This window comes from Arthrobacter senegalensis (genome assembly GCF_059091765.1).
The window spans coordinates 136887-163765 of sequence record NZ_JBNHGZ010000006.1 but is presented as its reverse complement, the minus strand read 5'-3'; the positions used below and the strand labels follow the sequence as shown (position 1 = coordinate 163765).

The following is a 26879-nucleotide window of genomic DNA, read 5'->3' as shown; positions in this document are numbered from 1 at the left end:
GCGGCCGAGCGCCGCCGGCCCTCGGTCCCCGGGCGCTCGCCGTCAGCTGCCGATGATCAGGGTTTGCCAGCCGCCGACGCCGATGACGGCCCGTGAGCCAAGCCTGTTGATCAGCACCGGGTAGTGGTACAGATTACCGCGGGAGTCGCGGGCCAGCACACCTTGCTTTCCGTCGCCCAAATGGTCCCGGATCAGGGACAGATGCGTCATCGCGTTCCAGCCCGAGGAGCCGATGATCCGCCTGGTCTCGGAAATGAACTTACCGGCGCCGTTGGACCGGTACAGCTTGAGCTGGCCCTGGGGTGTCTTGGCGACGACGTCCATTTTGGCGTCGCCGTCGATGTCGGCCGTGAAGATCGGCAGGGACTTCCAGCCGGTGCCCAGCAGCGTGCGGCTGCCGTGCTTGAGCCCTGCCGGGTTCGGATAGTAGTAGAGCCGGCCGGTGTCGGTGTTGCGGGCCAGCAGCGCAGGGTAGGGGTCGGCCTGTTTCCACGCGGTAACGGTGACGTCGTAGTTTCCCCACCCGCTGGATCCGATGGTGGCGGCACTTTCCAGTCCGCCGTCCGGCTTGCCGAAGTGAGCCGTCAGTTTGCCGGACTTCCAGCGCACCACCACATCGAGCACGCCGTCGGCGTTCCAGTCGGCCACCTGCACCTGTGACACTCCCTTGAACCCGCTCGCCACAAGCCGGCGCTTGTAAAGGTCGTGGCCCTTGGCCGAGTCGTAGGCGTAGAGGTTCCCCGCGGAGTCGATGGCCGCGACGTCGCCGTGCTGGAAGCTGGCGCGGACCATGCCCGGATGCGGGGGCAGCGTTGCCCGGGTGGTTGCGTAGCCGGCCATGTTCGCCACCGCCACGTACATCCCGTACCAGTCCTTGTGCGTGGTCTTCATATACCCCACGCCGATGTCCGTGGCGTTGGGGCTGAGCAGGCCGGCGCGGTGCGCGGGGGAGTTCATCCACCAGTCCACCACCTCGCGGGCGGAGTTGTTGATGGCGATGTTCTCGGTGTACCAGTCGAAACCGGGCGGGATTTCCTTGCTGCCGTAGCCCGGGCGATGGATCTTGTTCATGTCCAGCGTGTTCTTGTTGATCCGCGTGTTCAGCTCCTCGGACCACTGCTGGGCAACATTGCCAACGTTCTGGTTCCAGACCACGGGCGAGAGGCCGTTCTGCGCGCGGTAAAGGTTGGTCAGCCGCAAAACCTCGGCCACGAACGGATCCTGCGCGTTCCTGGTGACGGCCGAAGCCGGGGCCACACCCGCGAAAACGAGGGCGAGCAGCAGGATGATGGCAATAAAAGGTTTCACAAGAACGCGCACACCATTCAGGGTACGGGTTGAACGTTAAAACCACGACGGTGAGACCTCGGCAGACGTCCCCGCGCGCAAAGAAATGACGCCCGCCCGAAAAATCGGCACCAAGGCGAGCACGACGACGGCGGGAGGCTTCCCCGCGAAGCCTCCCGCCGCCCTCGAGCGCTGACGCGCGCCAGCCCCGCCCGCCCGGTTGACTACTCCGCCAGCCGCTCCCGCACCAGCGGCGCCACCTTGGTGCCGTAGAGCTCGATGGAGTTCATCAGCTTCCCGTGCGGGAGGGTGCCCAGGCTGTACTTCATGTCCCAGCGGGACAGGCCCAGGCCCTTGACGACCTTCACGATCTTGGTGGCCACGGTCTCCGGGGAGCCGACGAACAGGGCGCCGTCCGGGCCCGCCTCGGCCTCGAACTGGCCGCGGGTCATCCGGCTCCAGCCGCGCTCGCGGCCGATCCGCTCCTGCATGTCCGCATACGGCAGCCACATCTCCTCGCGGGCCTGCTCGTCCGTGTCCGCGATGTAGCCGGGGGAGTGCGCTCCAACGGGCAGCGCCGGCTTTTCGAACTGGTCCAGCGCACGCTGGTAGAGCTCGGTGAAGGGGGCGAAGTTCATCGGCGCCCCGCCGATGATGGCCAGCATCAGCGGCAGGCCGTAGTGGGCCGCGCGGACCACCGACTGCGGGGTGCCGCCGACGGCGATCCAGGTTTTCAGGCTGCCGGACGCCGTGGGCGGGTAGATCCGCTTGTTGTCCAGCCGCGGCCGGGTGCGGCCGGCCCAGGTGACGGGCTCTTCCTTGAGCAGTTCGGTGAAGAGGTGGAGCTTCTCGTCGAAGAGGACGTCGTAGTCGGCCAGGTCCAGGCCGAACAGCGGGAAGGACTCCGTGAACGAGCCGCGGCCCAGGATGACCTCGGCGCGGCCGTTCGAGGCGGCGTCCAGGGTGGAGAAGCGCTGGAACACCCGGACCGGGTCGTCGGAGCTGAGCACGGTCACGGCCGAGCCCAGCCGGATGCGGCTGGTCTGGCCGGCGATCGCGGCCAGCACCACATCGGGGGCCGACACGGCGAAGTCCTCACGGTGGTGCTCGCCGATGCCGATGAAGTCCAGGCCGACCTCGTCGGCCAACTTCGCTTCGGCGATCACGTTCCGAATGACCTCATCGTGCGGCAGGAGCTTGCCGTCGGCTCCGGTGGTGACGTCCCCGAAGGTGTCCAGCCCGAGTTCGATTGTCTGTGCCACGCGGTGGCCGCCTTTCATGGGTGGGGCATATATGCATATGCATGGTGTCTACTGGCGGCAACCGCGGGCCGGCCCGGGTTATTCCGCGGCGCGCGGGCGGGAGAGCGGGGGGACCAGCTGGCCGGACTCCCGGCGGATCCACCATTGGCCGGTGCTTCGTTTTTCTGCCCAGGTGGAAAACCGGTAGTGGTAGAGCGTCGCGCGCACGTAGAGCGGCCGCACGCCGTCGAACGGATCGTGCCTGAGCAGCTTCAGCGTGGCCTTGTCGGCTTCCAGCAGCCGCACCAGCAGCGGGATGAACCAGTTCTCACCGCGGGAGCCCAGCGCCAGGAACCACATCAGCCAGTCGAGCCTCAAGTGATAGGGCGCGTACTGCCGCGGCATCCGCTGCGGGTCTCCGGGCTTGCCCTTGAACCCGTACTCGCGCCAGTGGACGCCGTCGGCGGAGCCTTCCACGGCCACTTCGTAACGCTCCCGCGTGATGGAGCCGAAGGCGCCGTAGGCATTGGCCAGGTGCCAGCTGTTGAAACTGGCGTTCATCAGCTGGTGCCGGCTGAACAGGTTCTTCAACGGCCAATAGCTCAGGTACACCAGCAGGGCGCACACCGCGAGCACCACAACGGTGAACCACACCGGTTCCTGCTGATACTCCGGCGTGAAGTCACCCACCGGCAGGATGGCCTGCACCGCGTCGTCGGACACTGCCGCGAAGGCGAGCAGGATGGTCAGGGTGTTCAGCCACGCGAAGTTGCCCGACGCCACCAGCCAGAGCTGCGTGACGATCACGACCGCGGCGGCAATGCTGCCCACCGGCTGCGGGAAAAACAGGAAGAACGGCACCACCAGCTGGGCAAAGTGGTTGCCGGCCACCTCCACCTTGTGCAGCGGTTTGGGCAGGTGGTGGAAAAACCAGCTGGCCGGATTGGGCATCGGCTGGGTCTCGTGGTGGTAGTACAGGGCGGTCAAGTCCCGCCAGACCGGGTCGCCGCGCATCTTGATCATGCCGGCACCGAACTCCAGCCGGAACACCAGCCAGATGAACAGCCACAGCACCGGGGCCGGCGGCGCCACCCGGTCCGAGCCCAGGAAGGCGGCAAGGAAGCCGGCCTCGAGCAGCAGCGTCTCCCAGCCGAAGCCGTAGAACGTCTGGCCCACATTCACGATGGACATGTACAGGAACCACAGGGCCAGGAACGCGATCATCGGCAGCCACGGCGGTCCCAGCTGCGGCAGGCCGGCCACCAACAGGGCTGCGATGACGACGCCGGCCCACGCCACCGCGCGCAGCCGGCGGTCCGTGTATCCCCAACGGAAGAGGGTGAAGCCGCGCGGGGTTCTTCGCTCCAGCAACCGGGGCACGGGCAGCAGCCCGTGTTCGCCCAGCAGGGCCGGGAACTGGGCCAGCGCCGAGGCGAAGGCGATCAGGAACACCGCGGCGATGCCCCGCTGCAGCACCTGCCGCGCCAGCTCGAATCCCTCGGCACTGAACCATTCCATGGCATGTCCAACGCTACGACCGGCCGGTCCGCTGTCAAGCAGCAGGCCCGGCTCGAAGGAGCCGGGCCTGCCGGGGGTTGAGCTTCACCAGGTGGGCCGGCGAAGCGGTGACGCGGAGTAGGTGCGCAGTGGGGTAGGTGCCCAGTTGGGTCAGCCGAAGAGCGCGGAGACCTTCAGCAGCGTCTGGCTGACGCCGTAGAGCAGCGGCACGCCGACCAGCACCCAGCCGAGGGCTACTTGTGCTTTCTTCATCTCAGGCCTCCTTTCCGGCCATCGCGGCTTCGCCGGCATCCCTGGCCGGTGTCTCGTGGTACTTGCTGTCCACCGGCTTGACCATCAGGTTGGCAATGAAACCGATGACCAGCAGGCCCACCATGGTGAGCAGGGCCGGCTGGTAGGCCTGCGCCGTCAACTCGCCCGGCTTGCCTTGGGCATCCAAAAAGGCGTTGACGATCAACGGCCCGGCGATGCCGGCGGCGGACCAGGCCGTGAGCAGGCGGCCGTGGATGGCGCCCACCTGGAAGGTGCCGAACAGGTCGCGCAGGTAGGCCGGCACGGTGGCGAAGCCGCCGCCGTAGAAGCTGATGATGACGGCCGCCAGCAGCACGTACAGCCCGGTGGAGGTGTAGCCGAACAGGGCGAGCACCACGTACAGGGCGGCGCCGACGCCCAGGTACAGCATGTAGTTGTTCTTGCGGCCCAGGTAGTCGGAGGTGGTGGACCAGACAAACCGGCCGCCCATGTTCGCGATCGAGAGCAGCCCCACGAATCCGGCCGCAACGCCCGCGGACACCAGCGAAACGCCGTCGGGCTGGCGGAAGAAGTCCTGGATCATCGGGGAGGCCTGCTCCAGGATGCCGATGCCTGCCGTGACGTTGCAGAACAGGGCGACCCAGACCAGCCAGAACTGGCGGGTCTTGATGGCATTCTTCGCCGATACGTTCGCCGTGGTGACCAGGGCCTTGGCCTTGACCTTCGAGGCGTCGAAGCCTTCGGGCTTCCAGCCGTCCGCCGGAACCTTGATCGTGAAGGCACCGAACAGCATGTAGGCCAGGTACACCACGGCCAGGGTCAGGAACAGCTTGCCGACGGCGTCGCCGCTGGCCACCCAGCCCGGGGTCCCGTCGAAACTGGGGTCGTAGAATTGCAGCAGTGCGGTGGAGACCGGGCTGGCGATCAGCGCGCCGCCGCCAAAGCCCATGATCGCCATGCCGGTGGCCAGGCCGGGGCGGTCCGGGAACCACTTGATCAGGGTGGATACGGGGGAGATGTAGCCGATGCCCAGGCCGATGCCGCCTATCACGCCGTAGCCCAGGTAGACCAGCCAGAGTTGTTCGGTGAAGATACCCATCGAGCCGACCAGGAAGCCGGAGCTCCAGAACACCGCGGAGGTGAACATCGCCATGCGCGGACCGTTGCGGTCCACCCAGGTGCCCATGACGGCGGCGGAGAGCCCGAGCATGACCATGGCGATGGAGAAGATGATGCCGATCTCGGTCAGGCTGACGTCGAAGTGGGCGACCAGGGCGTTCTTGTACACACTGGTCGCGTAGGCCTGGCCGATACACAAATGCACGGCCAGCGCAGCCGGCGGAATCAGCCAGCGGTTAAAGCCCGGAGGGGCGATCGTATGCGATCGGTCCAACCAACTCATCGTCGGGCGTCCTTTCAGGAGAGGGGTGCGAGCAGAACTGCAACGTGTGCTTCAGTTCACATAGTGGCCGATGGTTGGGCCAGGCAACCGGATTGATCCGGCGTGTCGTCCGGCACTGCCCTCGGGGCGCCGCGGCCGGTACGGTGGAGGAATGGAACAGGTCCTCGCCGTTCGGGGCGTGGAGGGCTACCGGCAGTACCGGGCTCCGGTGCTCGCCGTGACTCCGGCGGGCAGCGCCGTCGTCGCCTATGCAGGTCTGGGCAGGCAGGGCCGGCCGCCTTCGACCGGCGACCTGCTGCTGCGCCGCAGTTTCGACGGCGGCGCGACCTGGGAACCGCAGCAGGTGGCGTGGGCGGACACGTCCGGACACGCGGCTGGCCGGCCGGGCCTGTTCTCCGACCCCGCAACCGGGCGGATTTTCCTGGCCTTCGTCGCAGCGGCCGGAGGCGGCGAAGCGGGGCCGGACCCCGCGGCCGCCGCACGGCGCTTCGAACTGCTGTCTTCCGACGACGACGGCGCCACCTGGCAGCACCGGTCGGTCGCCCCGCGGCCCGCCTCGGACGCGATCACGCGGCTCGCCGCTGCCGGGCCGGGCACCGGCGTGCACGCCGGCCGATACGCCGGGCGGTTGCTGGTGCTGTTCGCGGTGATGGCCGAGGGCGCGGGCGCGGGGGCCGCCTCCTGCTACAGCGACGACCACGGGGACACCTGGACCTTGGGAAAGCCGCTGCCGGCGCAGGACTCCGGCCCGGCCGCGGAGGACGGCGGGGGTGCCGCCGTCTGCCTGACCGACGGCCGGGTACTGCTGCATACCTGGGCTGCTCCCCGGCGGTTGGCCGCGGTCTCTGACGACGGCGGGCACAGCTACGGGCCGCTGCAGCCGGTCGACGAACTGTCCGATCCCGGGAGCAGCGGCTCCCTGGTCCGCTTCGACGGGCTGCCGGCCGTGGGCGGGCTGGCCGCACCGGCCAGCGACCGCTGGCTGCTGGCCGCCAACTGCCAGGACCCGCTGCTGCCCCGCAACGTGGTACTCAGCCTCTCTCGGGACAACGGGCACTCGTGGCCGCACAAGCTCACCGTTTACGGGAGCGGTGCCAGCGGGCCGGCCGCGGTGCGGCTGCCGGACGGCCGCATCGGGGTGCTGTACCAGCGGCAGGGCGGACGCGAGATCGTCTACGCCACCGCAGATCCGGGGCGGCTGCTGGCGGCCTGGCCGCGCGGGGCCGTCACGGCCCGGGACGACGACGACGCGGCGGGGCCGGGCCCCGTGACCGGGCCGCTGCCGGTGCCCAAGGACTACCCGCTGCGCTTCGACATGGTGCTGGAGGAGGTCCGCAGCCCGGCCGGGGGCGGACCGGAGCCCGGCCACCGCGCCGGGGATGTGCTGGTCTTTGCCGGGCGGGCAAAGATGCTGGGACCGCAGCACCTGAGGGTGCGGCTGGCCGGCGGGTTCGACAACGCCGCCGACTTCCCGCCCCAGGACCTGGGCCCCGGCGGAGAAGCCAGCTACCTCCATCCTGTCCGCACGGTGACGCGCGCGGACGTCGCGGCCGGAGGCCTGACCGTTTCCTTCTCCTGCACCGCGGTCCCGGCGGACGAACCTTCCGGCGGTGCCCCGGTGGCGAGCCGCACGCGGGAGTTCAGCATCGACGTCGTCAGCGGTGAAATCCGCGAGACGTGACGCGCGCCTCGGCACCATCCCGGCGCCCTCCCGGCGAGGTGTGCAAGGATTTAACCCGGGATCAACGAGCGCCGCCCGGCGGTGGCAGAGACGCAGAACGGAGAGGGATTGCAGGACAAGGACCCAGACCAGGAATCCATGTCACCCATGACTCCGCAGGCGGGAATGCTGCCGATCATCAAGCCGAAAAACATCCCGGCCAACGACGCCGGCCGCGGCGCCGGCACCGGACGCGCCGGTTCGGCCGCTGGGCCCCAGAGCACCCACCCTCCGGTGCCACGTCCGACGGACCGGCCGGTAGCCAAGCAGGTCAAGCCCGTTCCCAGCGGCACCGCGCCGCTGCCCGCCTCCGCGGCAGCCTCGCGCTCGAACGCGGCGGCCCGACGGATGCTGCGCAAGCTCGTGCAGGGCGAGGCGCCGCCCACCGCGCCGATGAGCATCGTCGAGAGGCTGGCCGGCAGCCCCTACGCGAACCCGATGATCCAGACGGCCGGGGTCGATGCCTCCGCCCGCATCACGCTGGACTTTGCCCTGGACGTGGCGGAAACCATGTTCCGCTACGGGGCCGGCGCGCTGGAGGTGGAAACCAGCATCATCGCCGTGACCGCGGCCTTCGGGCTCAGCGACATCGACGTGGACATCACCAACCAGTCCGTGGTGATCAACTACGCCAAACCGGACACGATTCCCATTACCGTGATGCGGGTGGTGCGGTCCTGGACCAACAACTACGCCGGCCTGTCCCTGGTGCACGAACTGGTCACCGACATCGTCAACGGCGGGGTGGGGCGCAGCGAGGCGAAGGAACGGCTGCAGGAGATTACCTCGCGCCCCAAGCCCTTCGCCCGGTGGATGGCCATCGCGGCCGGCGGCGTGTTCTCCGGCTTCATCATTGCCTTCCTCGGCGGCAGCGTCTTCGCGGCCCTGGTGGGCGGCATCTCCACCGTGCTGATGGGTTTGGTCGGGCGGAAGCTGAGCAAATGGCGGATGCCGGACTTCTTCATCACCGGCATCGGCGCCTGCCTGGCCACCGTCATGGCGCTGCTGTTCTGGACGCTGCACGTGCCGATGAGCCCGTCGCTGGTGATCGCCGGCGGCATCCTGTTCCTCCTGCCGACCGGTCGGCTGGTCTCCGCCACCCAGGATGCGATCAACGGCTTCCCGGTCACCGCGTCGGGACGCTATCTCTCGGCCTTCTTTACCTTCGCTGCGATTGCCGCCGGCGTCGCCGTGGGGCTGGTGGGCGGCTCGATGCTCGGCGTCAGCCTGCCCGAAGTCTTTGTGGAGGGCCAGGGCCAGTACCCCTACGTGGTGCGGGCGCTGCTGCTCGTGGTGTCAACCATTGCCCTCAGCATGACCGAGCAGACCAAGCTGAACATGCTGCTGCCCACGGCCGCCGTCGGGCTGGTCGGGCTGTTGATCTACGATCTCGCGGTGTGGGCGGGGATCGGCGACCGGATCGGCCCGGCCGTCGGGGCCGTGGTGATCGGGTTCCTCGGGCGCATCGTGGGCCTGCGGATGGGCTCGCCGCAGCTGGTGGTGGCGGTGCCGGCCGTGCTGTTCCTGCTGCCCGGGCTGTCCGTGTTCCGGTCGATCTTCGAGTTGACCGTCAACTCGGAGGCGCCGTTCAACGGCATCCTGGGGCTGTTCGGTGCGCTGACGGTGATCCTGGCCATCGCCGGCGGTACCGTGCTCGGCGACAACTTGGCCCGGCCGTTCACCAAGGGGCTGGGCTCGAACGAAAACCGGCGGGCCCGTCGCCGCTAAGGACGCAGGATCCGCCGGTGCGGGATGGGTTGCCCGGCGCCGGGGGCCGGGGTGGGCGCCGGGGGATGGGCGCTCGGAGTGGGCGCCGGGGGATGGGCGCCGGGAGCCCCGGATGATCCCGGCTCAGGCCGGGTAGTTCTCCGGGAAGATCTGGCCCGCCGGCGTGCGCTTCTCCGCCTGGAAGGCGTCTTCGGCCCGGCCGTAGGCCCAGTAACCCGAGATGGAGACCTGATCGCGGGACAACCCGTGGTCCTTGAACAGGACATCGCGCAGGGACTTCACCTCGTCGCGCTCGCCGTGGACGAATGCATCCACGCGGCCGTCGGGCCAGTCCAGGCCGGCTATGGCGTCGCGCAGCAGGGTAGCGGTCCCGGGCGTCTGGCCGCGCCGGAACAGCCAGTGGATTTCCAGGTTGGCCGGAGCGCCCAGCTCCTGCACGTCCGCCTCGGAATCCACTTCCAGGAAGGCATGGCCGCGCGCGTCCGGAGCCAGTGCCTCAATGGCGGCGGCAACTGCCGGCAGCGCCGCGTCGTCGCCGGCCAAAAGGTACCAGTCTGCGTCGGGATCGGGCCGGTACGCGCCACCGGGTCCGTTGAACATCATCCAGTCGCCCGGCTTGGCCCGCGCGGCCCAGGGTCCGGCGAGGCCTTCGTCGCCGTGGACCACAAAGTCGACCACTACCTCGCGGGTGTCGCGGTCCAGCCGGCGCACGGTGTAGGTGCGGGTGACGGGCAGCTTGTCGGCCGGAAGGGTTTCCTTCAGCTCCGCGACGTTGACCGGGAGCTCCACATCGAGCGTGGGGTCCAGGAAGATGATCTTGATGTACTGGTCGGTGGCGTCCTTGGCAGCAAACCGTTCGGCGAACGAATCGAACGCCTCGCCGCCGGCGTAGACCCGGACCATGTGCTGTGAAATCCACTCGGTGCGCGTCACCTGGAGATTCGTCTGCACCCGCGGCGGCCGAGCGCTCCGTCCCGCACGGGCGGGGGCTGCTGCCGGTTGTGTCTGCATCCTGCACTACTCCTGACGAAGGGAAACTGCTACTAAGGAGAACCTAATCCACCGGTCGGGTAATCCCAATTTGCGGATGGTGAAGGTCACACGCGCCCCCAGGAACGCACGGACCCCCACCGCGAACCCCTTGGCCTCAGCGGTTCGGGCAAGGTCCCAGCTGTCCATGTTTGGCCGAAACTGTCCATGTCTTGGAAACCGGTAAGGCCTTGACCTGCGGCGACGCCGGAGCCGCGCGCAAAACATGGACAAAACGTCCCGGCGCCTGCCAGCCGGCAGCCCACGTCGCCCAGCTGCACGACGCGACTCGAGGCCCGGCTGAGCGGCCCAGCTCAGCGCAGCTCCCAGTGCACCGGTTCGGCGCCCTGGGCGGCCAACAATTCGTTAACCCGGCTGAAGGGCCGCGACCCAAAGAATCCGCGGGAGGCCGACAGGGGGCTGGGGTGCACCGTCTCGATCCGCGGCACCTGCTCCAGTACCGGAGCCAACTGCTGGGCTTCGCGTCCCCAGAGCAGTGCCACCAGCGGGCCGCCGCGCTGAGCCAGCGCCCGGACCGCGAGTTCGGTGACCTGCTCCCACCCCTTGTTGCGGTGGGAGCCGGCCTTGCCCGCCTCCACGGTCAGCGCGCGGTTAAGCATCAGCACGCCTTGGTCACTCCAGGCGCTCAGGTCGCCGTGCTGGGGCGGCCGGATGCCCAAATCCATCTGCAGTTCCCGGTAGATGTTGGCCAGGCTGCGCGGCAGCGGACGCACGTGCCGTTCGACGGCGAAGGCCAGTCCGATCGAGTGCCCCGGCGTGGGATAGGGGTCCTGGCCGACGATCAGGACCTTGACCTTGGACAGCGGCCGCTGGAATGCCCGCAACACGTTGGCCGGAGCGGGCAGCAAGGTCTTTCCGGCGGCGCGCTCGCCGTCAAGGTAGGAGGCCAGATCCCAGAGCAGGGGTTCGGCCGGAGCGAGCACCTCGGCCCACTCGGGATGAATCACGGCGGAGAGCTCCCGGGGGGAGGCAAACGGGTACGGGGCGCCAAGGTCCGCGGCGGGCGGGTGGGCTGGCAGCGGAAAGAGGGCACCGTCGTCGTAGTTCACAGTTCCATCTTTGCGGAAACCACCCGCCGGCAGGCAATCCGGTGGCGCACGCCGCCCGCCGGGCCGGGACCGGCCCGGGGGCGGTGAATGACATGCCTGTGATTCGCCTTTATCATGGGGGAGGTATTGATTGCTGTCAGCAAGTACTAGGAAGCGCAGGTGTGTTGTGGCGGGTTCGGCCGAGGCCAGTGCCTTTTCACTCGAGGCCGAGGTTGACGACGCCAGCCCGCTGAGCGAACGCGACCAGCGCATGCTGGCCCTGGAGCGGCAGTGGTGGAAGTACGCCGGAGCCAAGGAACAGGCCATCCGCGAACTGTTCGACATGTCCGCCACGCACTACTACCAGATCCTGAATGCGTTGATCGACACCGAGGATGCGTTGGCGCACGATCCGATGCTGGTGAAGAGATTGCGTAGACTACGTACGTCCCGCCAGCGCGCGCGCACTGCTCGCCGGCTGGGAACCGACGCCTAGAACCGGGACGGCCTGGTAGGCCGGTTTCCGTTTCGCCACCACAAGGATGCACTGAAAGCGATGAGCAAGTACCCCCGGGATGAGTTCGACCAGGTCCCCGAAACTTCAGACCGCCACGGTGTGCACCGCGCACGGATGGCGACGCCGAAGTCCAACGGCCTGGGCCTGATCGTCCTTGCCGCGGTACTGGCGCTGGCGGTTGGCGCCCTGTCGTTCTTCGTGCTTCCGCTGCTGGGAGGCGGGGGATCTTCGACCCCGGCCGCCGGCCAGGCCGCCCCCGCGGCCAGCGTTTCGCCCACGCCAACAGCGCAGGAAACCGAAACCGCCGAGCCGGAAGCGACCGCCACCGCGAAGCCGACCGAGGAGGCAACGGAAGAGCCCACCGAGGAGCCGACCGAGGAGCCGACCGAGGAGCCGACCGAGGAACCCACGGAAGAGGCCGCGGCGGTCAACAAGCAGGACCCGGTGATGATCCTCAACGGCACCGGCGTGACCGGGCTGGCCGGAACCGTGTCGCAGCGGGTGCAGGCGGACGGCTGGTCGATCGCGGTCGTGGACAACTGGGGCGGCGCCCCGCTCGCCGGCTCAGTGATCTTCTACAACCCGGGCCAGGAAGCCAACGCGCGGGCCCTTGGACAATTGCTGGGCATCAGTGCGATGCAGGAAAACGGCAACGTCTCGCAGTACGTCACCGTGGCGCTGGGACCCGGCTACCAGTAAGGCATTCTCCTCGCCGCGCCGCCAAGGTGGCGCTGGGCCCGGCTGCCAGTAAGGCATTCTCCTCGCCGGGCCGCCACGGTGGCGCTGGGCCCGGCTGCCAGTAAGGCATTCTCCTCGCCGGGCCGCCACGGTGGCGCTGGGCCCGGCTGCCAGTAAGGCATTCGCCAGGCCGGGCCCCCAATAGGCCGTGCGCCTGGATTGCGCGCCGGCCGGGCCGCCTGCCCGCGGCGCCGTAGCCCTATTACCCATGCGGAGCGGCCTCAAAGCGGAATTTCGGTTACGCCTCAATAACATTTAAGTGTGCGGTAGCTCACTTCACCCCGCTGCGCGGTTAAGGTGAAACCATCCTGCCGCTGAACCGTACACGGCAGGCTGGAACTACTGAGTATGGAGAACGCTATGGCGCTGGGAACCGTCAAATGGTTCAACGCGGAAAAGGGCTACGGCTTCATCACCGTGGACGAAGAAAATTCCGATGTTTTTGTCCACTGGTCCGCTATTCAAATGGATGGTTACCGTTCCCTTGATGAGGGGCAGCGCGTAGAGTTCCAGATCGGCCAGGGCCAGAAGGGTCCGCAGGCAGAAGAGGTCCGGGTCGCCCCGTAGCAGACCCGCAATGACGACGGCGGCGGAGGCTGGGGTGCCTCCGCCGCTGGTTTCGTCGCGCCGGTTCGTCGCGCCGGTAAGGCTACTCCTTGAGCGGGATCCCGCGGGCGTCGCGCTTGAACGGCTCTGCCCCGACCAGGATCATGATGCCCTCGACGAACCCCCAGACGGCGCCGAAACCAAACGTCAGGAACGTGACGACAATCTGCACCACGCCGATGGCGACGTGGCCCAGATAGAACCGGTGGACGCCCAGGCCGCCCAGCAGGATGCCGAGCAGCCCGCCGATCAGCCGGGACTTCTGTTCCGGATAGTAGTAGCCCGGGGGAGCCCCGTAGTACTGCTGCTGCCCGTAGGGCTGGCCCTGGCCCGGCTGGCCGGGCTGCGCGTATGGCTGTCCCGGGGCGCCGTACGGTTGCTGGCCGAAGGGCTGCTGGCCCGGGGCCGGCTGCTGTTGCCCCGGAGCCCCGTAACCCGGCTGGCCGGGCTGCGGATATTGCTGTCCCGCTGCGCCGTACGGCGACTGTCCGCCGAGCGGCCTCGTCGGGTTGGTGCCCGGCGCCAGCGGCTCGGTGGGGTTGCTAATGTTCTTCTCGTCCGGTGATTCAGACATGGTTCTCCGACCTGTGCCCGCTGCCGGGCCGTTTGTTCGCGTGTGCTGTCTTGCCTGCCAATCTACGCGCGGCGGGCCTGCCGTTTCCATGGGGGTCCACCCTGATTGTTGGCCCGGGGGTGCTCAGGGGGATCTCGGCCGGAGAAGCGCGTCATCTGGCAGGCCCAACAGCTTGCACTCGACACCTGCGAGTGCTAATTATTGAGTTAGCACTCTCGCGGGCTGACTGCTAAGAAAGCCCGTAGGGAGTGAAACCCGCCACCTCGGTGAGGTGAGCGGCGCGGCGTACCGAATTCGCCGTCGTCGTGAGCCGTCCGTCGCGGGCACCGCAGGTGGCCAGCAGCCGTCAAAAGCTGCGTCCAGTGTCTATTGTCCAGAAGGGACGTAAGCCGCTATGGCAAAGATCATTGCATTTGACGAAGAGGCCCGCCGCGGCCTCGAGCGCGGACTCAACACCCTCGCTGACGCCGTTAAAGTAACCCTCGGCCCGCGTGGCCGCAACGTCGTGCTCGAGAAGAAGTGGGGCGCCCCCACGATCACCAACGATGGTGTTTCCATCGCCAAGGAGATCGAGCTGGACGACCCGTACGAGAAGATCGGCGCCGAGCTGGTCAAGGAAGTCGCCAAGAAGACCGACGACGTCGCCGGTGACGGCACCACCACCGCCACCGTCCTGGCCCAGGCCCTGGTCAAGGAAGGCCTGCGCAACGTTGCTGCCGGCGCCGACCCGCTGAGCCTGAAGCGCGGCATCGAGAAGGCTGTTGACGCCGTCACCGCCGAGCTCATCGCTTCCGCCAAGGAAATCGAGACCAAGGAACAGATCGCCGCCACCGCGTCGATCTCCGCCGGAGATCCGCAGATCGGCGAACTGATCGCCGAGGCCCTGGACAAGGTGGGCAAGGAAGGCGTCGTCACGGTCGAGGAGTCCAACACCTTCGGCCTGGAGCTTGAGCTCACCGAAGGCATGCGCTTCGACAAGGGCTACCTGTCCGCCTACTTCGTCACCGACGCAGAGCGCCAGGAGACGGTCCTTGAGGATCCGTACATCCTGATCGTCAACTCCAAGATCTCCAACGTGAAGGACCTGGTTGGCATCCTGGAGAAGGTCATGCAGTCGGGCAAGCCGCTGCTGATCATCGCCGAGGACGTCGAGGCCGAGGCCCTGGCCACCCTGATCGTGAACAAGATGCGCGGCACCTTCAAGTCCGTGGCCGTCAAGGCTCCGGGCTTCGGTGACCGCCGCAAGGCCATGCTGGCCGACATCGCCATCCTGACCGGCGGTCAGGTCATCGCCGAAGAGGTCGGCCTCAAGCTGGAGAACGCCACCCTGGACCTGCTGGGCCAGGCCCGCAAGGTGGTTGTCACCAAGGACGAGACCACCATCGTCGAAGGTGCCGGCGAAGCCGACGCCATCGCCGGGCGCGTCAACCAGATCCGTGCCGAGATCGAGAACTCCGATTCCGACTACGACCGCGAGAAGCTGCAGGAGCGCCTGGCCAAGCTGGCCGGCGGCGTGGCAGTCATCAAGGCCGGTGCCGCAACCGAGGTCGAGCTCAAGGAGCGCAAGCACCGCATCGAGGACGCTGTCCGCAACGCGAAGGCTGCCGTTGAGGAAGGCATCGTCGCCGGTGGCGGCGTGGCCCTGATCCAGGCCGGCGCCAAGGCGTTCGCCAACCTCAACCTCGAAGGCGACGAAGCAACCGGCGCCAACATCGTCAAGGTTGCCATCGACGCTCCGCTGAAGCAGATCGCCCTCAACGCCGGCCTGGAGCCGGGCGTCGTGGCCGACAAGGTCCGCGGCCTGGCCGACGGCCACGGCCTGAACGCCGCCACCGGCGTCTACGAGGACCTGCTGGCTGCGGGCGTGAACGATCCGGTCAAGGTGACCCGCTCTGCCCTGCAGAACGCGGCCTCCATCGCCGGCCTGTTCCTGACCACCGAAGCCGTGGTCGCCGACAAGCCGGAGAAGGCCGCTCCGGCCATGCCGGGCGGCGACGAGATGGGCGGCATGGGCGGCTTCTAAGCTTCCCCGCCACCACCTCGGCCTGACAGCAGGCCACGGTTCAGCGAGGCGCGGTTCCCGTCATGGGAGCCGCGCCTCGCGGCCTTTAATCCCTTTCCGGAGCGAGCCAGTCGGGCCTCTCGTGCCAGGCTTCCAGCTCGGCGGCGAGGTTGTGCCGGGCACGCTCCAGCCACTTCTCCCGGGCGGACGGGGTCCGGTAGAGCGGATCCAGCGCCAACAGACCACGGACGACGGCGGTGCGCCCGGCGGCGAAGTCGGCGTCGGGCACGTGCGCATAGTCTTTGCGGACGTCCCGGACATAGCTGCGGTACTCCGCCGGCGATCCGCCGAGGACGGACAGGTCGGCGTCGCACAGCAGGGCACCGGTTAGATCCTGCGGGCCGGGCGAATGGGTGGCCGTGAGCAGGACCAGCCGAACCACTTCGGCCGTCTCCTCGCCGCTGCAGCCCGCGGCCGGCAGCCAGGCAGCCGCGAGATCAGCCGATTCCTGTTCGTCGACGCCGGGCCGGCCGTTGTAGACGGCGTCGTGGAACCAGGCCGCCAACCATACTGCCCGCGGCCGGGGAACGGACCCGGCCGGGGCAGTGAGCTGTTCCAGCGCCTCCAGGACAGCCAGCAGGTGGCCGGGGCCGTGGTAGTGGCGGTGCGGTTCTCCCCAACGGTCCAGCAGGTCTCGGCCCAGGTCCTCGTGTCCGGGCAGCAGTTCGTTCCAGCGGCGGAGCAGCACCCTGCGTAGCCTCTCCGGGCGCTGGCGGGCCGGTACCCGCAACCCGCTCGCCTGCAGCCGGCGGGTCAGGTCACCGGCGCTGACTTCGACGGCACCCAGCCTGACCAGCTCGGCGTAGCGGCTGGCCGGCACATCGTAATGGTCCCGGTCGAAGGCCCGCTCGCGGATCCCGGCTGCCGCGGCGAAGCGGTGCAGCTCGGCCAGCGACGTGTCGGAGACCAGGTGGGAAAAGTGGGTGCCATGCGCGGGCCAGAGCGGAGGATCGATGAGTATTGCCACTTTCCCAGCCTAGGGCCAGGAATGTAGGCCACGTGCCCCGCGCACGGACAGGAACGGTAGCCGGATCTGAAAAGATGGAGATCATGACTATCACTGCTGCCGCCGATGGCTCCGCGCTCGGCAACCCGGGACCCGCTGGCTGGGCCTGGTACATCGACGACACCGCGTGGGCTGCCGGGGGCTGGCCGCACGGCACCAACAACCAGGGCGAGCTGATGGCCGTGCTGGACCTGTTCCGGGCCACGGCGCACCTGCCGCAGGAACACCTGCGCGTGTTGTGCGACAGCCAGTACGTGATCAACTGTGTGACCAAATGGATGCCGGGCTGGAAGCGGCGGGGCTGGAAGAAGGCCGACGGCAAGCCGGTGCTGAACATCGACCTGCTCAAAGACATCGACGCCGCGATCAAGGGACGCAGCTACGAGTTCGAGTGGGTGAAGGGCCACGCCGGACACAGGCTGAACGAAGCCGCCGACGAACGCGCCCGAGCGGTGGCCCTCGCCTTCCAGAACGGCACCGGCGCACCGGCCGGCCCGGGCTTTCCCGGTGGACCGGGAACCTCCGGCAGTGCCGTCATCGGATCTGCGCGGGCTGCCGCCGCCCGCCCGGGAACCACCCCGGCTGCCGCCGCCCGTCCGGCTAACACCCCGGCTGCCCGGCCGGCGGCCGCAGTCGTGCCGGAACCCGATCTTTTTTCCGAGTTGGAAGACTTCGCCGACCCGGCCGCTGTCGGGGACGCCGCGGAAGAGCTGGTGGTGCGGCTCGAGAAGGAGCTGCTCAACCCCGTCGTCCGGGCAGACTACGGGCGCTTGGCCGTGCTGCTGCACCCCGACTTCGCCGAGATTGGCGAAGCAGGCCGGATGTGGACGCGGGACGCGATGATCAGCGAACTTCAGGAAAGCCCGGAGCTCGACGCGTCCATGGAGGTCTTCGCCATCGAACGGCTGGGAGAAGACAGCATCCTGCTGACCTACCGGAGCGTCCGCCGCGACGGTTCGGCCCTGCGCAGTTCGCTCTGGCTGCGCGAAGGCGGGCGGTGGCGCCTGCGGTTCCACCAGGGCACACCCGAGCAGGACTGAACGCCCGGCCGCACACCCGGCGGCGCCGCGGCCAAACCCTGCGGCCTCGCACCGGCACCCGCCCGGACGAAGGTCAGGCCAGGAACATCCGGGCGTTGGCCTCCTCGGCCTGCGAGTACTGCTGGGAGGCGTGGGACAACGCCGCGTTGATGCTGGCCAAGGATTCCTCCACCTTCAGCTGGGTGGCCCGCCAGTCCGTGATCAGCTGCTGGAAGTTCGTCGCCGCCGAACCGGTCCACAGCGACTCCAACTCGCGCAGCCCGGACTGCATGGTGTTCACCTCCGCCTGCAGCCGTCCGATGGTGCCCTGGACAGCGAGGCTCTTGGCGGCCAGAGCCTCGCTGTCTACCTGGAATACGGCCATGGTGTCCTCCGCTCGTGGATGAATCTGTCCGACACGTTCAGGCTAAGCAGCGGCGGAAGATGCCGCGAGACCCGAATCGACGGATGTGGAAAACCCCCAAGCGCGGGACGGGCCCGCGGTCACCCGAGGTCGAAGGCGCCGTCCTCGTCCGCCGGCGGGTGATACGGGATCCGGATGGACATGGTTGCCCCGCCGCCCGGGGTTTCAGCCAGCCTGACGCTTCCGTCGTGCTGGGCCACCAGGGCCGCGACGATGGCCAGGCCGAGCCCGGTGCCTCCGGTTTCGCGATCGCGGGAGGTGTCCGCCCGGTAGAAACGTTCGAACACCCGCGCGGCCTCGTCTTCGGAGATGCCCGGTCCGTGGTCGCGGATCTCCAGGACGGAATCCAGGCGGTCGTCGCTTCCCGGCTGGACGCCGACGGCGATCTCCAGCGGTGAGCCGTCGGGTGTGTAGCGCAGGGCGTTCGTGACCAGGTTGGCGACCACCTGGCGCAGCCGGGCCTCGTCGCCCACGATCGGGGCGGGCCGCGGCGCCCCGCCGTCGAGCCCCACGACCGTAATGGCGCGGCTGGGGGCACTGGCCCGCGCATCCAACGCCGCATCGTTGCCGAGCATGAGGAGATCCAGCGGCTTGGTTTCGAGCGGACGCTGTTCGTCCACCCGTGCCAGGGTCAGCAGGTCTTCCACGAGCTGGCCCATGCGCTTGGCTTCGCTCTCGATCCGGCCCATGGCGGCACCGACGTCGTCGGGCGTCTGCAGCGCGCCGTGCCGGTACAGCTCGGAGAAGCCGCGGATGGTGACCAGCGGGGTGCGCAGCTCGTGCGAGGCATCCTGGACGAAACGCCGCATTCGCTGTTCGGACGCGGTCCGGGACGCAAAGGCGGTTTCGATGTGCGCGAGCATGGCGTTCAGCGAACTGGACAGCCGGCCCACTTCGGTCGCCGGGTTCACCACGTCGACGCGGCGCGAGAGGTCCCCGGCGGCAATGGCCGCTGCCGTTTTCTCCACCCGCGCCAAGGGCCGGAAGGAACGGGTGACGGCCAGCCACACGATGCCGATGGCGGCCACCGTGGCCGAGACAGCGATCAGAAGCGTGCTGGCCGCGACCTTATCGAAGGTGCTGTTCACCTCGCTGTAGCTCACCGCCACCGCGACGGAACCGGAATCGTTCTGGAGGGGCGTGACCCACACCCGCCAGCCCTGGCTGTCCCGTTCGGTGCCGGCAACGTGGAAACCCCGGCCCTCGAGTGCCTGGGCCCGCTCGGGGGTGATGTCCCGCAGGTCCGGGCGGTCACCCGTGGGGTTGGTGTCAAGCGTGAGCTCGCCGCCGCGGGTGAACAAGGCGCCGTAATACCTCGACGAGTAGGACATCCCGGTGGGGGCGGTCGCCTCACGGACCAGGAACGACGAGATGGACTGGCGGTTCTTGAGCAGGTCCTCGTCGAGCTGCCTCACCAGCGTGTCGTGCAGCTGGGTCAGGATCAGCGCCGAGGTCAGGGACAGGGTGGCGACCATGAGCACGCCCATGATCAGCACCAGCTGCGACCGCAGGGATGCTGACTTCCATCGATCCAGCATGGATCAGCGGCGGTCGGCCGTGCGCAGCAGGTACCCCACGCCGCGCTTGGTCTGGATCAGCGGCGGAGTGTCAGGATTCGTGTCGATCTTCCGGCGCAGGTAGGAGATGTAGGACTCGACGATCGAGGCGTCGCCGTTAAAGTCGTACTCCCAGACGTGGTCCAGGATCTGCGCCTTGGAGAGCACCCGGTTGGGGTTCAGCATCAGGTAGCGGAGTAGCTTGAACTCGGTGGGGGAGAGGTCGATGACGTCGCCGCCCCGACGGACCTCGTGCGCGTCGTCGTCGAGCTCCAGGTCATCCACCTGGATGATCGCGTCGTCTTCCAGCAGCGGCCGGGTGCGACGGAGCACGGCGCGGATCCGGGCCACCACTTCGTCCAGGCTGAACGGCTTGGTCACGTAGTCGTCGCCGCCGACCGTCAGGCCGGTGACCTTGTCTTCGGTTTCGTCGCGGGCGGTGAGGAAGACCACCGGGAAATGCCTGCCGGAGGCCCGCAGTTTGCGGGTGACGGTGAACCCGTCCATGTCCGGCAGCATTACGTCCAGCACGGCCAGATCCGGTAAATGCTCTTCGGCGGCGTCCAGGGCCTCGCGGCCGTTGGCCGCAGCCACTACCTCGAATCCTGCGAACCGCAGCGAGGTGGACAGCAGTTCCCGGATGTTCGGCTCGTCGTCGACGACCAGCAGTTTGGCTTCGGGCTCAGGCTTTTTCACCCTTTCAGTGTGCTCCCGGTTTCTGGGAGTTTGCTGAGTGAATGCTGCGCGTGTAGGGCGGCCCGGATGCCCCATGCCCGGCCGGGGCAAATGGGTCGTTTGCCCGATGCTGCCACACCTGTCGGCGGCGGATTCTTGATTCGTCGGCGAAAGTCCGGCACAAGCCGAAAGGGAAATCATGCAGTCAGCAGTATTGGCCCGCGAATCTGAAGCAACGGATCTTTATGAGGCGGTTGAGGAGTTCGACGGTTCCCAAACCTTGAAACTCCGGCAGTTGCTCCGCGACACGGCGAGGGCGCTGAGCGCGGCGGCGGGCACCGCACGCCGAAGCCTTGCCCGTCGCCGCATGGACCGGCGCCGCTGGGCGGTTGATTACCAGCGGCTGGAGGAAGTCCGCGAAGAGGCCTTCCTCCAGTTGTACCGAAACGGCGGCCTGCGCTGAGGCCGGCGGCAGCGCGCGCGTCGGACCGGCCTACGGCTGCAGCACGTCGTTGGCGTCCTTGATGGTGTAGGCGTAGCCCTGCTCGGCCAGGAAGCGCTGGCGTTTGGCCGCGAAGTCCTGGTCCAGCGTGTCCCGCGCCACCACCGTGTAGAACCGGGCGGCCCGGCCGTCCGACTTCGGGCGCAGGAGCCGGCCCAGGCGCTGGGCTTCTTCCTGACGCGAGCCGAACGAACCGGACACCTGGATGGCCACGGTGGCTTCGGGCAGGTCGATGGAGAAGTTGGCGACCTTGGAGACGACCAGCGTCTGCAGTTCGCCGCGGCGGAACGCGTCGAACAGCCGCTGCCGTTCCTTCACCGACGTCTCGCCCTTGATCACCGGCGCATCCAGGTGCGCGGCAATCTCATCCAGTTGGTCGATGTACTGCCCGATCACCAGCAGCTGCTCGCCCCGGTGAGCCCGCACCAGGGCATCGACCACCGGGGTCTTGGTCGGCGACGTTGCGCACAGCCGGTACTTGTCGCCGTCGTCGGCCATGGCGTAGGCCACCCGCTCGTCCCGCGGCAGGTCCACCCGGACTTCGACGCAGTCGGCGGGGGCGATGTAGCCCTGTGCCTCGATGTCCTTCCACGGCGCGTCGTAGCGCTTCGGGCCGATCAGCGAGAACACCTCGCCCTCGCGGCCGTCCTCGCGCACCAGCGTCGCGGTCAGCCCCAGCCGCCGCCGCGCCTGCAGGTCAGCGGTCATCCGGAACATCGGGGCCGGCAGCAGGTGCACCTCGTCGTAGATGATCAGACCCCAGTCGTTGGCATCCAGGAGCTCCAGGTGCGGGTGCAGCCCGCCGCGGCGCATGGTCAGCACCTGGTAGGTGGCGATGGTGACCGGCCGGACCTCCTTGACCGAACCGGAGTATTCGCCCACCTCCTCCGCGGTCAGGGAGGTCCGGCGGACCAGTTCGTCCTTCCACTGCCGCGCGGAGACGGTGTTGGTCACCAGCACCAGGGTGGTGGTGGAGCTGGTGGCCATCGCGGCCGCGCCGACCAGCGTCTTGCCGGCCCCGCACGGCAGGACGACGACGCCGGAGCCTCCGGCCCAGAAATTCTCCACGGCCAGGCGCTGGTAGGGCCGCAGCTGCCAGCCTCCGGGTTCCGCGGATTCGGCAAGCGCGATCGGGTGCGGCGTGCCGTCGACGTAGCCGGCCAGGTCCTCCGCGGGCCAGCCCAGCTTGAGCAGCAGTTGCTTGAGCTGGCCGCGCTGGGAGGAGTGCACCACGGTGGTCTCGCCATCGATCTGCGGACCCAGCAGCGGCTGGATCTTCTTGGCGTGCATGACCTCTTCGAGCACGGGGTAGTCGGTGGTGCGCAGCACGAGGCCATGCTGCGGGTCCTTCTCCAGCCGTAGCCGCCCGTAGCGGGACATGGTGTCCTCGATGTCCACGAGCAACGCGTGCGGCACCGGGAAGCGGGAGTAATTCAGCAGCGTGTCCAGCACCTGTTCGGCGTCCAGCCCGGCGGCGCGCGCGTTCCACAGCCCCAGCGGAGTGATCCGGTAGGAATGCATGTGCTCCGGTGCGCGCTCCAGTTCGGCGAACGCGGCGATGGCGTGCCGGGCCTCGGTGGCCTGTATGTGGTCCACTTCCAGGAGGATGGTCTTGTCGCTTTGGACGATCAGGGGTCCGTTGGCCATTCAGCTGCCCTCCACTAGTTCGATGTCCATGACGCGGTGGATGGAGACGGTGCGCTCGCTGTCACGGTCGGGGTCGAAGACCCGCACCCGTCCGCCGCTGACGGACAGCGGGAGCATCACCTGGCGCCGGTGGTTGCCGTCCGGGTCCACGATCCCGATCCGCACCTTCTGTTTCAACCGGACCGCGGTGCGCAGCGTTTCCAGTGCCAGCAGCGGCCCGGCCTCGGCGGCCGGGCGGGCGGGAACGCCGCTGCTCCGCAGCATCGCCAACTGCGCAGCGGTGTCTTCAGCGCTGAGTTCCCAGGGGTTCGTCCTCACCGGGAACGACGACGGCGCCCGGCCGGCCTGCCCCGCGCCGGAACCATCGGCCGGGGTGCTGTCAGCGGAAGTGCTACCGCCGGTGCCCGTCCTGCCGCCGGTGCCGACCCCGGCGACGGCGCCCGCCCCGCCGCCGGTGCCTGCCCCGGCGCCCAGGGTCACGCCGTCGTCGGCCTCCGGAGCCGGCGCATAACCGAGCTGGCGCAGGGAGGCGAGCAGGTCGCGGGAACCGGCCCGCGACACCAGCACCGTAGGGGCCAGCCGGCGCAGGCCCAGGCGGGCGGTGCGCGGGTCGGCGAGCAGGTCGGTCAGGGCATCTTCGTCGTCGCTGCGGAGGAAACTCGCGGCCGATCCCACCCGCAGCGAACCGTGCCGGGAAGCGGTGTCCTCCACCAGGTACCCCAACGGCTGCGGCACGCCGGTTGCCGAATGCCGGGTCAGGAAGCCGAGAATTCCGGCCGCATCCCGGCCGGTGTCCAGGGCGCGCCGGATGCTGTTGGCCGAGAACCGGTAGATGGCCGCCGGGCCCTGGCCTTCGGCATCGGACAGCAGGGACAGTTCGGCGGCGATCTTCGGGGCCAGATACCCGGGAGCAACGGCCGTCAGGTCCGCCTGCAGCATGAATTGGTCCAGCGGTTCCGGCAGCTGCTCCGCCAGCAGCGCGGCGGCCTCGGTCAGCCGGTCCTGCGCCGTGGCCCGACCCAGATCGGTCAGGGCGCCGGAGCCTGTGAGACCCAGCCGCGCTGCCTCGATCAGGATGCCCGGGACCAGCCGCTTGTACCGGCGCTGCTGCCGGGGCCGCCGCCAGACCAGGTGGTCGGTAACCGCTTCCGGCGAGGGCGCCGGCGTGCTGCCGCTGGTCGCTCCAGCCTCTTCCGGCGCGCCCTGTCCCACCGGACCTGTGGCGGAATCGGCCGCACCGCAGAGTTCGTCCAGTGCCTCGAGCACGTGGCGCCGGACTGCCGGTGCATCGGGGCGCGACGCTTCGGCTGCCAGCGCATTAATGGCGGTGTCCGACGTCGTCCGCCCGCCCACCAATGACGGCGCCCGGTCGAGCTGGAGCCAGGACGCGACCAGCAGCTGCCATTGGTCCCGGCGCTCCAGGGAGCCGAACGTGGCGCCCGCAGGGACCACCCAGCGGGAGGTGTCTACGTCCAGGACGACCAGGCCGGCGGCGGCGGACAGCTCCAGCAGCCAGCCGGTCATGCCCGGCTCGATCCGCAACGCCTCGGCCAGCCGCCGGACTTCCCGCACCCCCACGCCGCCGGCGCGCAGCGTGGCCACCGGGCTGCGGCGTATCTGTTCCAACAGTTCGGCGACCAGCCGAAGCGTCTCGGCCGCGGCGGAGAAAGCGGCGTTGTCGCGCAGCGAATTCCGGACCTGCCGGGCTGCAACCTCCGGCGGCCGCGTGTGCCAGGGGTCAGCCACGGCCCCGCCGCGCACCGCCAGGCCCACCGGCCGGGGGAGCTCCACATGCGATGCGTCGATGGGCACCAGCAGCGCATGGGCGGCCAGCCAGTCGATGGGCGAGGCGGCGTCTCGCGGGCCTGTATCCGCCAGCTCGTGCGGCAGCGCCCCGAGCGGGGAGCGGCGGAACTTCCCGAGCAGCTCCTCCGTATGCTCCGGCGCCTGGGCCATCAGCACCGGCCAGGTCCGCGGGTCGGCGAGCCAGCTCTCGAGGGCGGCGGCTGCCCGGACACCGGGGGACGGGGCGCCGGAGCCTTCGTCCGGGTCCGGCTCGGCAACGTCGGCGGGGAGGGCATGACCGGCCTCCCGCAGCAGCCGCGCCGTACGGACCAAATGGTCGGCGGCCGCGGGGCTGGCGGCGGCCAGGGCTGCGTAGCTGCGGCCGAGGCCGGACGGGTACGGTCCCAGTGCTTCGGCCAGGGTCGCCACCGGCAGGTAGGCCGGGGAAGGAGGGGCGGCACCGTCGTCGTCGTGGGAGGGCGGTTCGGCGAGCAGCAGCAGGGCGAGCCCGTGCAGCCGCGCCAGGCACGAGTCCAGTTCGTGAAGCCCCGCGGTGCCGTCCGGCGGCACAAGCAACGGCCGCAGGGAACGGGCGTCGGCGGCGCGTCCGGCATCCACATCCGTGCTGAGCACTACCGCTTCGAGCACCTCCAGCTCGGGCCGGGACAGCTGCTCCAGCACCCGCTGCAGGCTGATCCGCGTGCACGCGCGCGCAGCCAGCGCGGAAAAGTCCGGCACGGCCGGCAGGCAGAGATCCGGACGGGCGCCAAACAGTTGCCGCAGCTCGGTGTCGCTGCGGGCGGCCAGTTGACCAGCCAGGGCGCGGATGGAGGACACCGGATTAACGTTACCCCGGGCCTCTGCGGCGCGACGGTGCCGAGGCGGGACTGTCTCGGGAGCGGCTGCTGCGCGCTGGCTGCCCGCTAGCTGCGGCGGCGGCGGCGGACGCCGCCGGCCACCAGCAGCACCATCAGCACGAAGGCGATGGGAAAGCAGAACCAGACCAGTCCCAGAAAGCCGGCCCACACCTCGGTTCCGGCCATGGCACCGGCCAAAATCACGCCCAGGCTGCCCAAACCGGTCAACAGCGCGACGACGGCGGCAAGGACCAGCACTCGGTGCAAAGCACCGGACTCGGCGGGGCGGGACGCATTGTGGGCGGGGACGGTTGCGGGCATAACACCAGATTACAGCCGCCATTCCGGGGGCTAATTCCGGGCGCTCACGCCACGAGCGGAAAGCGGTGGGCAACGGGCTCGGCAGTCAGCGGAACGCGATAACCTAGAGACAGACTTTCCCCGATTCGGCGCGGTCGCATGTGCGACCGCTGTGCTACCGGCGGGGCCCATGGTAAGAACGCAGCAGCGTGCGGTACCGCTGCATCATGAAGCAGAACGAGGTAAGCAAAGTGCCCATCGGCAAAGTCAAGTGGTTTGACACGGATAAAGGGTTTGGATTCCTGGCCAGCGAGGACGGACAGGAAGTGTTCCTGCACGCCTCGGCGCTGCCGGCCGGCGTCAAAGACGTCAAGCCAGGCACCCGGATGGAATTCGGCATAGCGGATGGCCGGCGTGGCCCCTCCGCGCTCTCGGCGCGCATCCTCGACGCCGCTCCCTCGGTGGTCCGGGCGACGCGCAAGCCGGCCGAGGACATGGCCGTGATCACCGAAGACCTGATTAAGCTGCTGGACGAGGTCTCCAACGGCCTGCGCAGGGGCCGTTACCCGGAGCGCTCCCACGCGTCGAAGGTTGCAGCGGTGCTCCGCCGCGTGGCCGACGACCTGGACGCGTAGAGCGGCCTCGATGACTGAAAATATGACCGACGCCGGCGCTGAGACGGTTGACGAGGGGCAGGCCGTCGCCGACGAGCCGCAGGCCGAGGCGGCGCCCCGGCGTCGTCCCGCCAGGCGCGCTCCGAAATTGGACCCCGTGTTGGCCGCCGCGGTGGACCGTGCGCGCGACGGTGTGCTGGAGATCGCCCCGTCGGAGCAGATCGGTGCACACGTCGGCACGTTTGCCGACGGCGACCGCCTGGTCACCCACCGGTTCGAGGCCCAACTGGCGGGCTACGCGGGCTGGCAGTGGTTCGCCACGCTGGCCCGGGTGCCGCGGGGCAAGGAAGCAACTGTTTGCGAAGTGGGCCTGCTTCCCTCCGAGAAGTCGCTGCTGGCGCCCGAGTGGGTGCCGTGGGCCGACCGGGTTCGGCCCGAAGAAGCCGCGGCTGCGGCGGAAGCAGAGGCGGCGGAACGCTCGGAGGCTGCTGCTGCAAACGATGGGGCAGACACGGCGGACGTTACCGAGGCAGCTGCCGCCGATGATGCGGCAGCGACGGCTCAGACCGAGGAAGCCGCGGATGGCGTGGCTGCCGCGGACGGCGTGACTGCAGCCGAGGACGTGCGCCCGGCCACTGAGGACTCAGCCGACGGGAACGGCACCGAGGCCTCCGACATCACCGCGGCCGAGGCATCCGACATCACCGCGACCGAGGACGGCGCCGAAACTACGTCCTGACGCGACCCATCGACGAGGCAGGTATGCAGCCG

General features: G+C 68.9%; 25 protein-coding genes. 10 read left to right on the top strand and 15 right to left on the bottom strand.

Annotated elements, in window-relative coordinates:
• Nucleotides 1-42: 42 nt before the first annotated feature.
• The 5 genes from AC5RVG_RS16485 to AC5RVG_RS16465 form a co-directional block, all read right to left on the bottom strand.
• Nucleotides 43-1308, bottom strand: a complete 1266-nt coding sequence (locus tag AC5RVG_RS16485) for a CAP domain-containing protein (protein WP_494014701.1) — start codon at nt 1306-1308, stop codon at nt 43-45.
• A 203-nt stretch (nt 1309-1511) separates the two neighbouring features.
• A complete protein-coding gene (locus AC5RVG_RS16480; protein WP_494014700.1) occupies nt 1512-2549 on the bottom strand; it encodes an LLM class flavin-dependent oxidoreductase in 1038 nt (345 codons plus the stop codon).
• Between the two features lie 78 nt (nt 2550-2627).
• Nucleotides 2628-4046, bottom strand: coding sequence for a lipase maturation factor family protein (locus AC5RVG_RS16475; protein ID WP_494014699.1), 1419 nt, complete (start codon nt 4044-4046; stop codon nt 2628-2630).
• Between the two features lie 150 nt (nt 4047-4196).
• The gene (locus AC5RVG_RS16470) at nt 4197-4298 is read right to left on the bottom strand and encodes an MFS transporter small subunit (protein WP_493968694.1); all 102 of its coding nucleotides are present in this window, start codon (nt 4296-4298) and stop codon (nt 4197-4199) included.
• A gap of 1 nt (nt 4299) precedes the next feature.
• Nucleotides 4300-5700: an OFA family MFS transporter gene (locus AC5RVG_RS16465; RefSeq protein ID WP_494014698.1), complete on the bottom strand. Its 1401-nt coding sequence runs from the start codon at nt 5698-5700 to the stop codon at nt 4300-4302.
• Between the two features lie 151 nt (nt 5701-5851).
• Between AC5RVG_RS16465 and AC5RVG_RS16460 the strand changes: the two genes are divergently transcribed.
• Entirely contained in the window at nt 5852-7381 is a 1530-nt protein-coding gene (locus tag AC5RVG_RS16460; RefSeq protein ID WP_494014697.1) for a sialidase family protein, read from the top strand.
• Between the two features lie 138 nt (nt 7382-7519).
• The gene (locus AC5RVG_RS16455) at nt 7520-9148 is read left to right on the top strand and encodes a threonine/serine exporter family protein (RefSeq protein WP_494014696.1); all 1629 of its coding nucleotides are present in this window, start codon (nt 7520-7522) and stop codon (nt 9146-9148) included.
• 123 nt (nt 9149-9271) lie between these two features.
• Here the strand turns inward: AC5RVG_RS16455 and AC5RVG_RS16450 are convergent, their stop codons facing one another.
• Nucleotides 9272-10159: a siderophore-interacting protein gene (locus AC5RVG_RS16450; RefSeq protein ID WP_494014695.1), complete on the bottom strand. Its 888-nt coding sequence runs from the start codon at nt 10157-10159 to the stop codon at nt 9272-9274.
• 332 nt (nt 10160-10491) lie between these two features.
• On the bottom strand, nt 10492-11247 hold the full coding sequence (locus tag AC5RVG_RS16445) for a uracil-DNA glycosylase (RefSeq protein ID WP_494014694.1): 756 nt from the start codon (nt 11245-11247) through the stop codon (nt 10492-10494).
• 166 nt (nt 11248-11413) lie between these two features.
• On the opposite strand from AC5RVG_RS16445, the gene AC5RVG_RS16440 reads away from it, so the two are divergent.
• The 3 genes from AC5RVG_RS16440 to AC5RVG_RS16430 all read left to right on the top strand — a co-directional run bounded on the left by AC5RVG_RS16440 (nt 11414) and on the right by AC5RVG_RS16430 (nt 13048).
• Nucleotides 11414-11722, top strand: coding sequence for a DUF3263 domain-containing protein (locus AC5RVG_RS16440; protein ID WP_127515197.1), 309 nt, complete (start codon nt 11414-11416; stop codon nt 11720-11722).
• Between the two features lie 60 nt (nt 11723-11782).
• Complete coding sequence (locus AC5RVG_RS16435) at nt 11783-12442, top strand: LytR C-terminal domain-containing protein (RefSeq protein WP_494014693.1); 660 nt, start codon at nt 11783-11785, stop codon at nt 12440-12442.
• Between the two features lie 399 nt (nt 12443-12841).
• On the top strand, nt 12842-13048 hold the full coding sequence (locus AC5RVG_RS16430) for a cold-shock protein (protein ID WP_127515201.1): 207 nt from the start codon (nt 12842-12844) through the stop codon (nt 13046-13048).
• An 82-nt stretch (nt 13049-13130) separates the two neighbouring features.
• On the opposite strand, the gene AC5RVG_RS16425 is transcribed toward AC5RVG_RS16430, so the two are convergent.
• The gene (locus AC5RVG_RS16425) at nt 13131-13661 is read right to left on the bottom strand and encodes a TM2 domain-containing protein (RefSeq protein ID WP_494014692.1); all 531 of its coding nucleotides are present in this window, start codon (nt 13659-13661) and stop codon (nt 13131-13133) included.
• A gap of 394 nt (nt 13662-14055) precedes the next feature.
• Between AC5RVG_RS16425 and groL the strand changes: the two genes are divergently transcribed.
• Entirely contained in the window at nt 14056-15684 is a 1629-nt protein-coding gene (groL, locus tag AC5RVG_RS16420; protein ID WP_494014691.1) for a chaperonin GroEL, read from the top strand.
• Nucleotides 15685-15769: 85 nt separating this feature from the next.
• On the opposite strand, the gene AC5RVG_RS16415 is transcribed toward groL, so the two are convergent.
• Nucleotides 15770-16690: a DUF4031 domain-containing protein gene (locus AC5RVG_RS16415; protein WP_494014690.1), complete on the bottom strand. Its 921-nt coding sequence runs from the start codon at nt 16688-16690 to the stop codon at nt 15770-15772.
• 83 nt (nt 16691-16773) lie between these two features.
• On the opposite strand from AC5RVG_RS16415, the gene AC5RVG_RS16410 reads away from it, so the two are divergent.
• The gene (locus tag AC5RVG_RS16410; RefSeq protein ID WP_494014689.1) at nt 16774-17769 is read left to right on the top strand and encodes an RNase H family protein; all 996 of its coding nucleotides are present in this window, start codon (nt 16774-16776) and stop codon (nt 17767-17769) included.
• Nucleotides 17770-17842: 73 nt separating this feature from the next.
• On the opposite strand, the gene AC5RVG_RS16405 is transcribed toward AC5RVG_RS16410, so the two are convergent.
• The 3 genes from AC5RVG_RS16405 to AC5RVG_RS16395 all read right to left on the bottom strand — a co-directional run bounded on the left by AC5RVG_RS16405 (nt 17843) and on the right by AC5RVG_RS16395 (nt 20424).
• The gene (locus AC5RVG_RS16405; protein WP_494001778.1) at nt 17843-18133 is read right to left on the bottom strand and encodes a WXG100 family type VII secretion target; all 291 of its coding nucleotides are present in this window, start codon (nt 18131-18133) and stop codon (nt 17843-17845) included.
• 119 nt (nt 18134-18252) lie between these two features.
• Entirely contained in the window at nt 18253-19710 is a 1458-nt protein-coding gene (locus AC5RVG_RS16400) for a sensor histidine kinase (protein WP_494014688.1), read from the bottom strand.
• Nucleotides 19711-19713: 3 nt separating this feature from the next.
• Complete coding sequence (locus AC5RVG_RS16395) at nt 19714-20424, bottom strand: response regulator transcription factor (protein WP_494001776.1); 711 nt, start codon at nt 20422-20424, stop codon at nt 19714-19716.
• A 178-nt stretch (nt 20425-20602) separates the two neighbouring features.
• Between AC5RVG_RS16395 and AC5RVG_RS16390 the strand changes: the two genes are divergently transcribed.
• Complete coding sequence (locus tag AC5RVG_RS16390; protein WP_494001775.1) at nt 20603-20866, top strand: hypothetical protein; 264 nt, start codon at nt 20603-20605, stop codon at nt 20864-20866.
• A gap of 30 nt (nt 20867-20896) precedes the next feature.
• Here the strand turns inward: AC5RVG_RS16390 and AC5RVG_RS16385 are convergent, their stop codons facing one another.
• From AC5RVG_RS16385 to AC5RVG_RS16375, 3 genes are all read right to left on the bottom strand, one after another.
• Nucleotides 20897-22552: a DNA repair helicase XPB gene (locus tag AC5RVG_RS16385; RefSeq protein ID WP_494014687.1), complete on the bottom strand. Its 1656-nt coding sequence runs from the start codon at nt 22550-22552 to the stop codon at nt 20897-20899.
• The gene (locus AC5RVG_RS16380; protein WP_494014686.1) at nt 22553-25174 is read right to left on the bottom strand and encodes a helicase-associated domain-containing protein; all 2622 of its coding nucleotides are present in this window, start codon (nt 25172-25174) and stop codon (nt 22553-22555) included. It lies immediately after the preceding gene.
• Nucleotides 25175-25260: 86 nt separating this feature from the next.
• On the bottom strand, nt 25261-25515 hold the full coding sequence (locus AC5RVG_RS16375) for a hypothetical protein (RefSeq protein WP_494014685.1): 255 nt from the start codon (nt 25513-25515) through the stop codon (nt 25261-25263).
• 230 nt (nt 25516-25745) lie between these two features.
• Between AC5RVG_RS16375 and AC5RVG_RS16370 the strand changes: the two genes are divergently transcribed.
• Nucleotides 25746-26129: a cold-shock protein gene (locus tag AC5RVG_RS16370; protein ID WP_494014722.1), complete on the top strand. Its 384-nt coding sequence runs from the start codon at nt 25746-25748 to the stop codon at nt 26127-26129.
• Between the two features lie 10 nt (nt 26130-26139).
• On the top strand, nt 26140-26847 hold the full coding sequence (locus AC5RVG_RS16365; protein WP_494014684.1) for a DUF3027 domain-containing protein: 708 nt from the start codon (nt 26140-26142) through the stop codon (nt 26845-26847).
• Nucleotides 26848-26879: the final 32 nt, after the last annotated feature.

Coding starts and splice junctions, on each gene's coding strand:
- AC5RVG_RS16365 (WP_494014684.1), top strand. CDS start 26,140: ATGACTGAAAATATGACCGACGCCGGCGCTGAGACGGTTGACGAGGGG.
- groL (WP_494014691.1), top strand. CDS start 14,056: ATGGCAAAGATCATTGCATTTGACGAAGAGGCCCGCCGCGGCCTCGAG.
- AC5RVG_RS16460 (WP_494014697.1), top strand. CDS start 5,852: ATGGAACAGGTCCTCGCCGTTCGGGGCGTGGAGGGCTACCGGCAGTAC.
- AC5RVG_RS16435 (WP_494014693.1), top strand. CDS start 11,783: ATGAGCAAGTACCCCCGGGATGAGTTCGACCAGGTCCCCGAAACTTCA.
- AC5RVG_RS16385 (WP_494014687.1), bottom strand. CDS start 22,552: ATGGCCAACGGACCCCTGATCGTCCAAAGCGACAAGACCATCCTCCTG.
- AC5RVG_RS16390 (WP_494001775.1), top strand. CDS start 20,603: ATGCAGTCAGCAGTATTGGCCCGCGAATCTGAAGCAACGGATCTTTAT.
- AC5RVG_RS16410 (WP_494014689.1), top strand. CDS start 16,774: ATGACTATCACTGCTGCCGCCGATGGCTCCGCGCTCGGCAACCCGGGA.
- AC5RVG_RS16475 (WP_494014699.1), bottom strand. CDS start 4,046: ATGGAATGGTTCAGTGCCGAGGGATTCGAGCTGGCGCGGCAGGTGCTG.
- AC5RVG_RS16425 (WP_494014692.1), bottom strand. CDS start 13,661: ATGTCTGAATCACCGGACGAGAAGAACATTAGCAACCCCACCGAGCCG.
- AC5RVG_RS16405 (WP_494001778.1), bottom strand. CDS start 18,133: ATGGCCGTATTCCAGGTAGACAGCGAGGCTCTGGCCGCCAAGAGCCTC.
- AC5RVG_RS16465 (WP_494014698.1), bottom strand. CDS start 5,700: ATGAGTTGGTTGGACCGATCGCATACGATCGCCCCTCCGGGCTTTAAC.
- AC5RVG_RS16430 (WP_127515201.1), top strand. CDS start 12,842: ATGGCGCTGGGAACCGTCAAATGGTTCAACGCGGAAAAGGGCTACGGC.
- AC5RVG_RS16470 (WP_493968694.1), bottom strand. CDS start 4,298: ATGAAGAAAGCACAAGTAGCCCTCGGCTGGGTGCTGGTCGGCGTGCCG.
- AC5RVG_RS16450 (WP_494014695.1), bottom strand. CDS start 10,159: ATGCAGACACAACCGGCAGCAGCCCCCGCCCGTGCGGGACGGAGCGCT.
- AC5RVG_RS16375 (WP_494014685.1), bottom strand. CDS start 25,515: ATGCCCGCAACCGTCCCCGCCCACAATGCGTCCCGCCCCGCCGAGTCC.
- AC5RVG_RS16455 (WP_494014696.1), top strand. CDS start 7,520: ATGTCACCCATGACTCCGCAGGCGGGAATGCTGCCGATCATCAAGCCG.
- AC5RVG_RS16400 (WP_494014688.1), bottom strand. CDS start 19,710: ATGCTGGATCGATGGAAGTCAGCATCCCTGCGGTCGCAGCTGGTGCTG.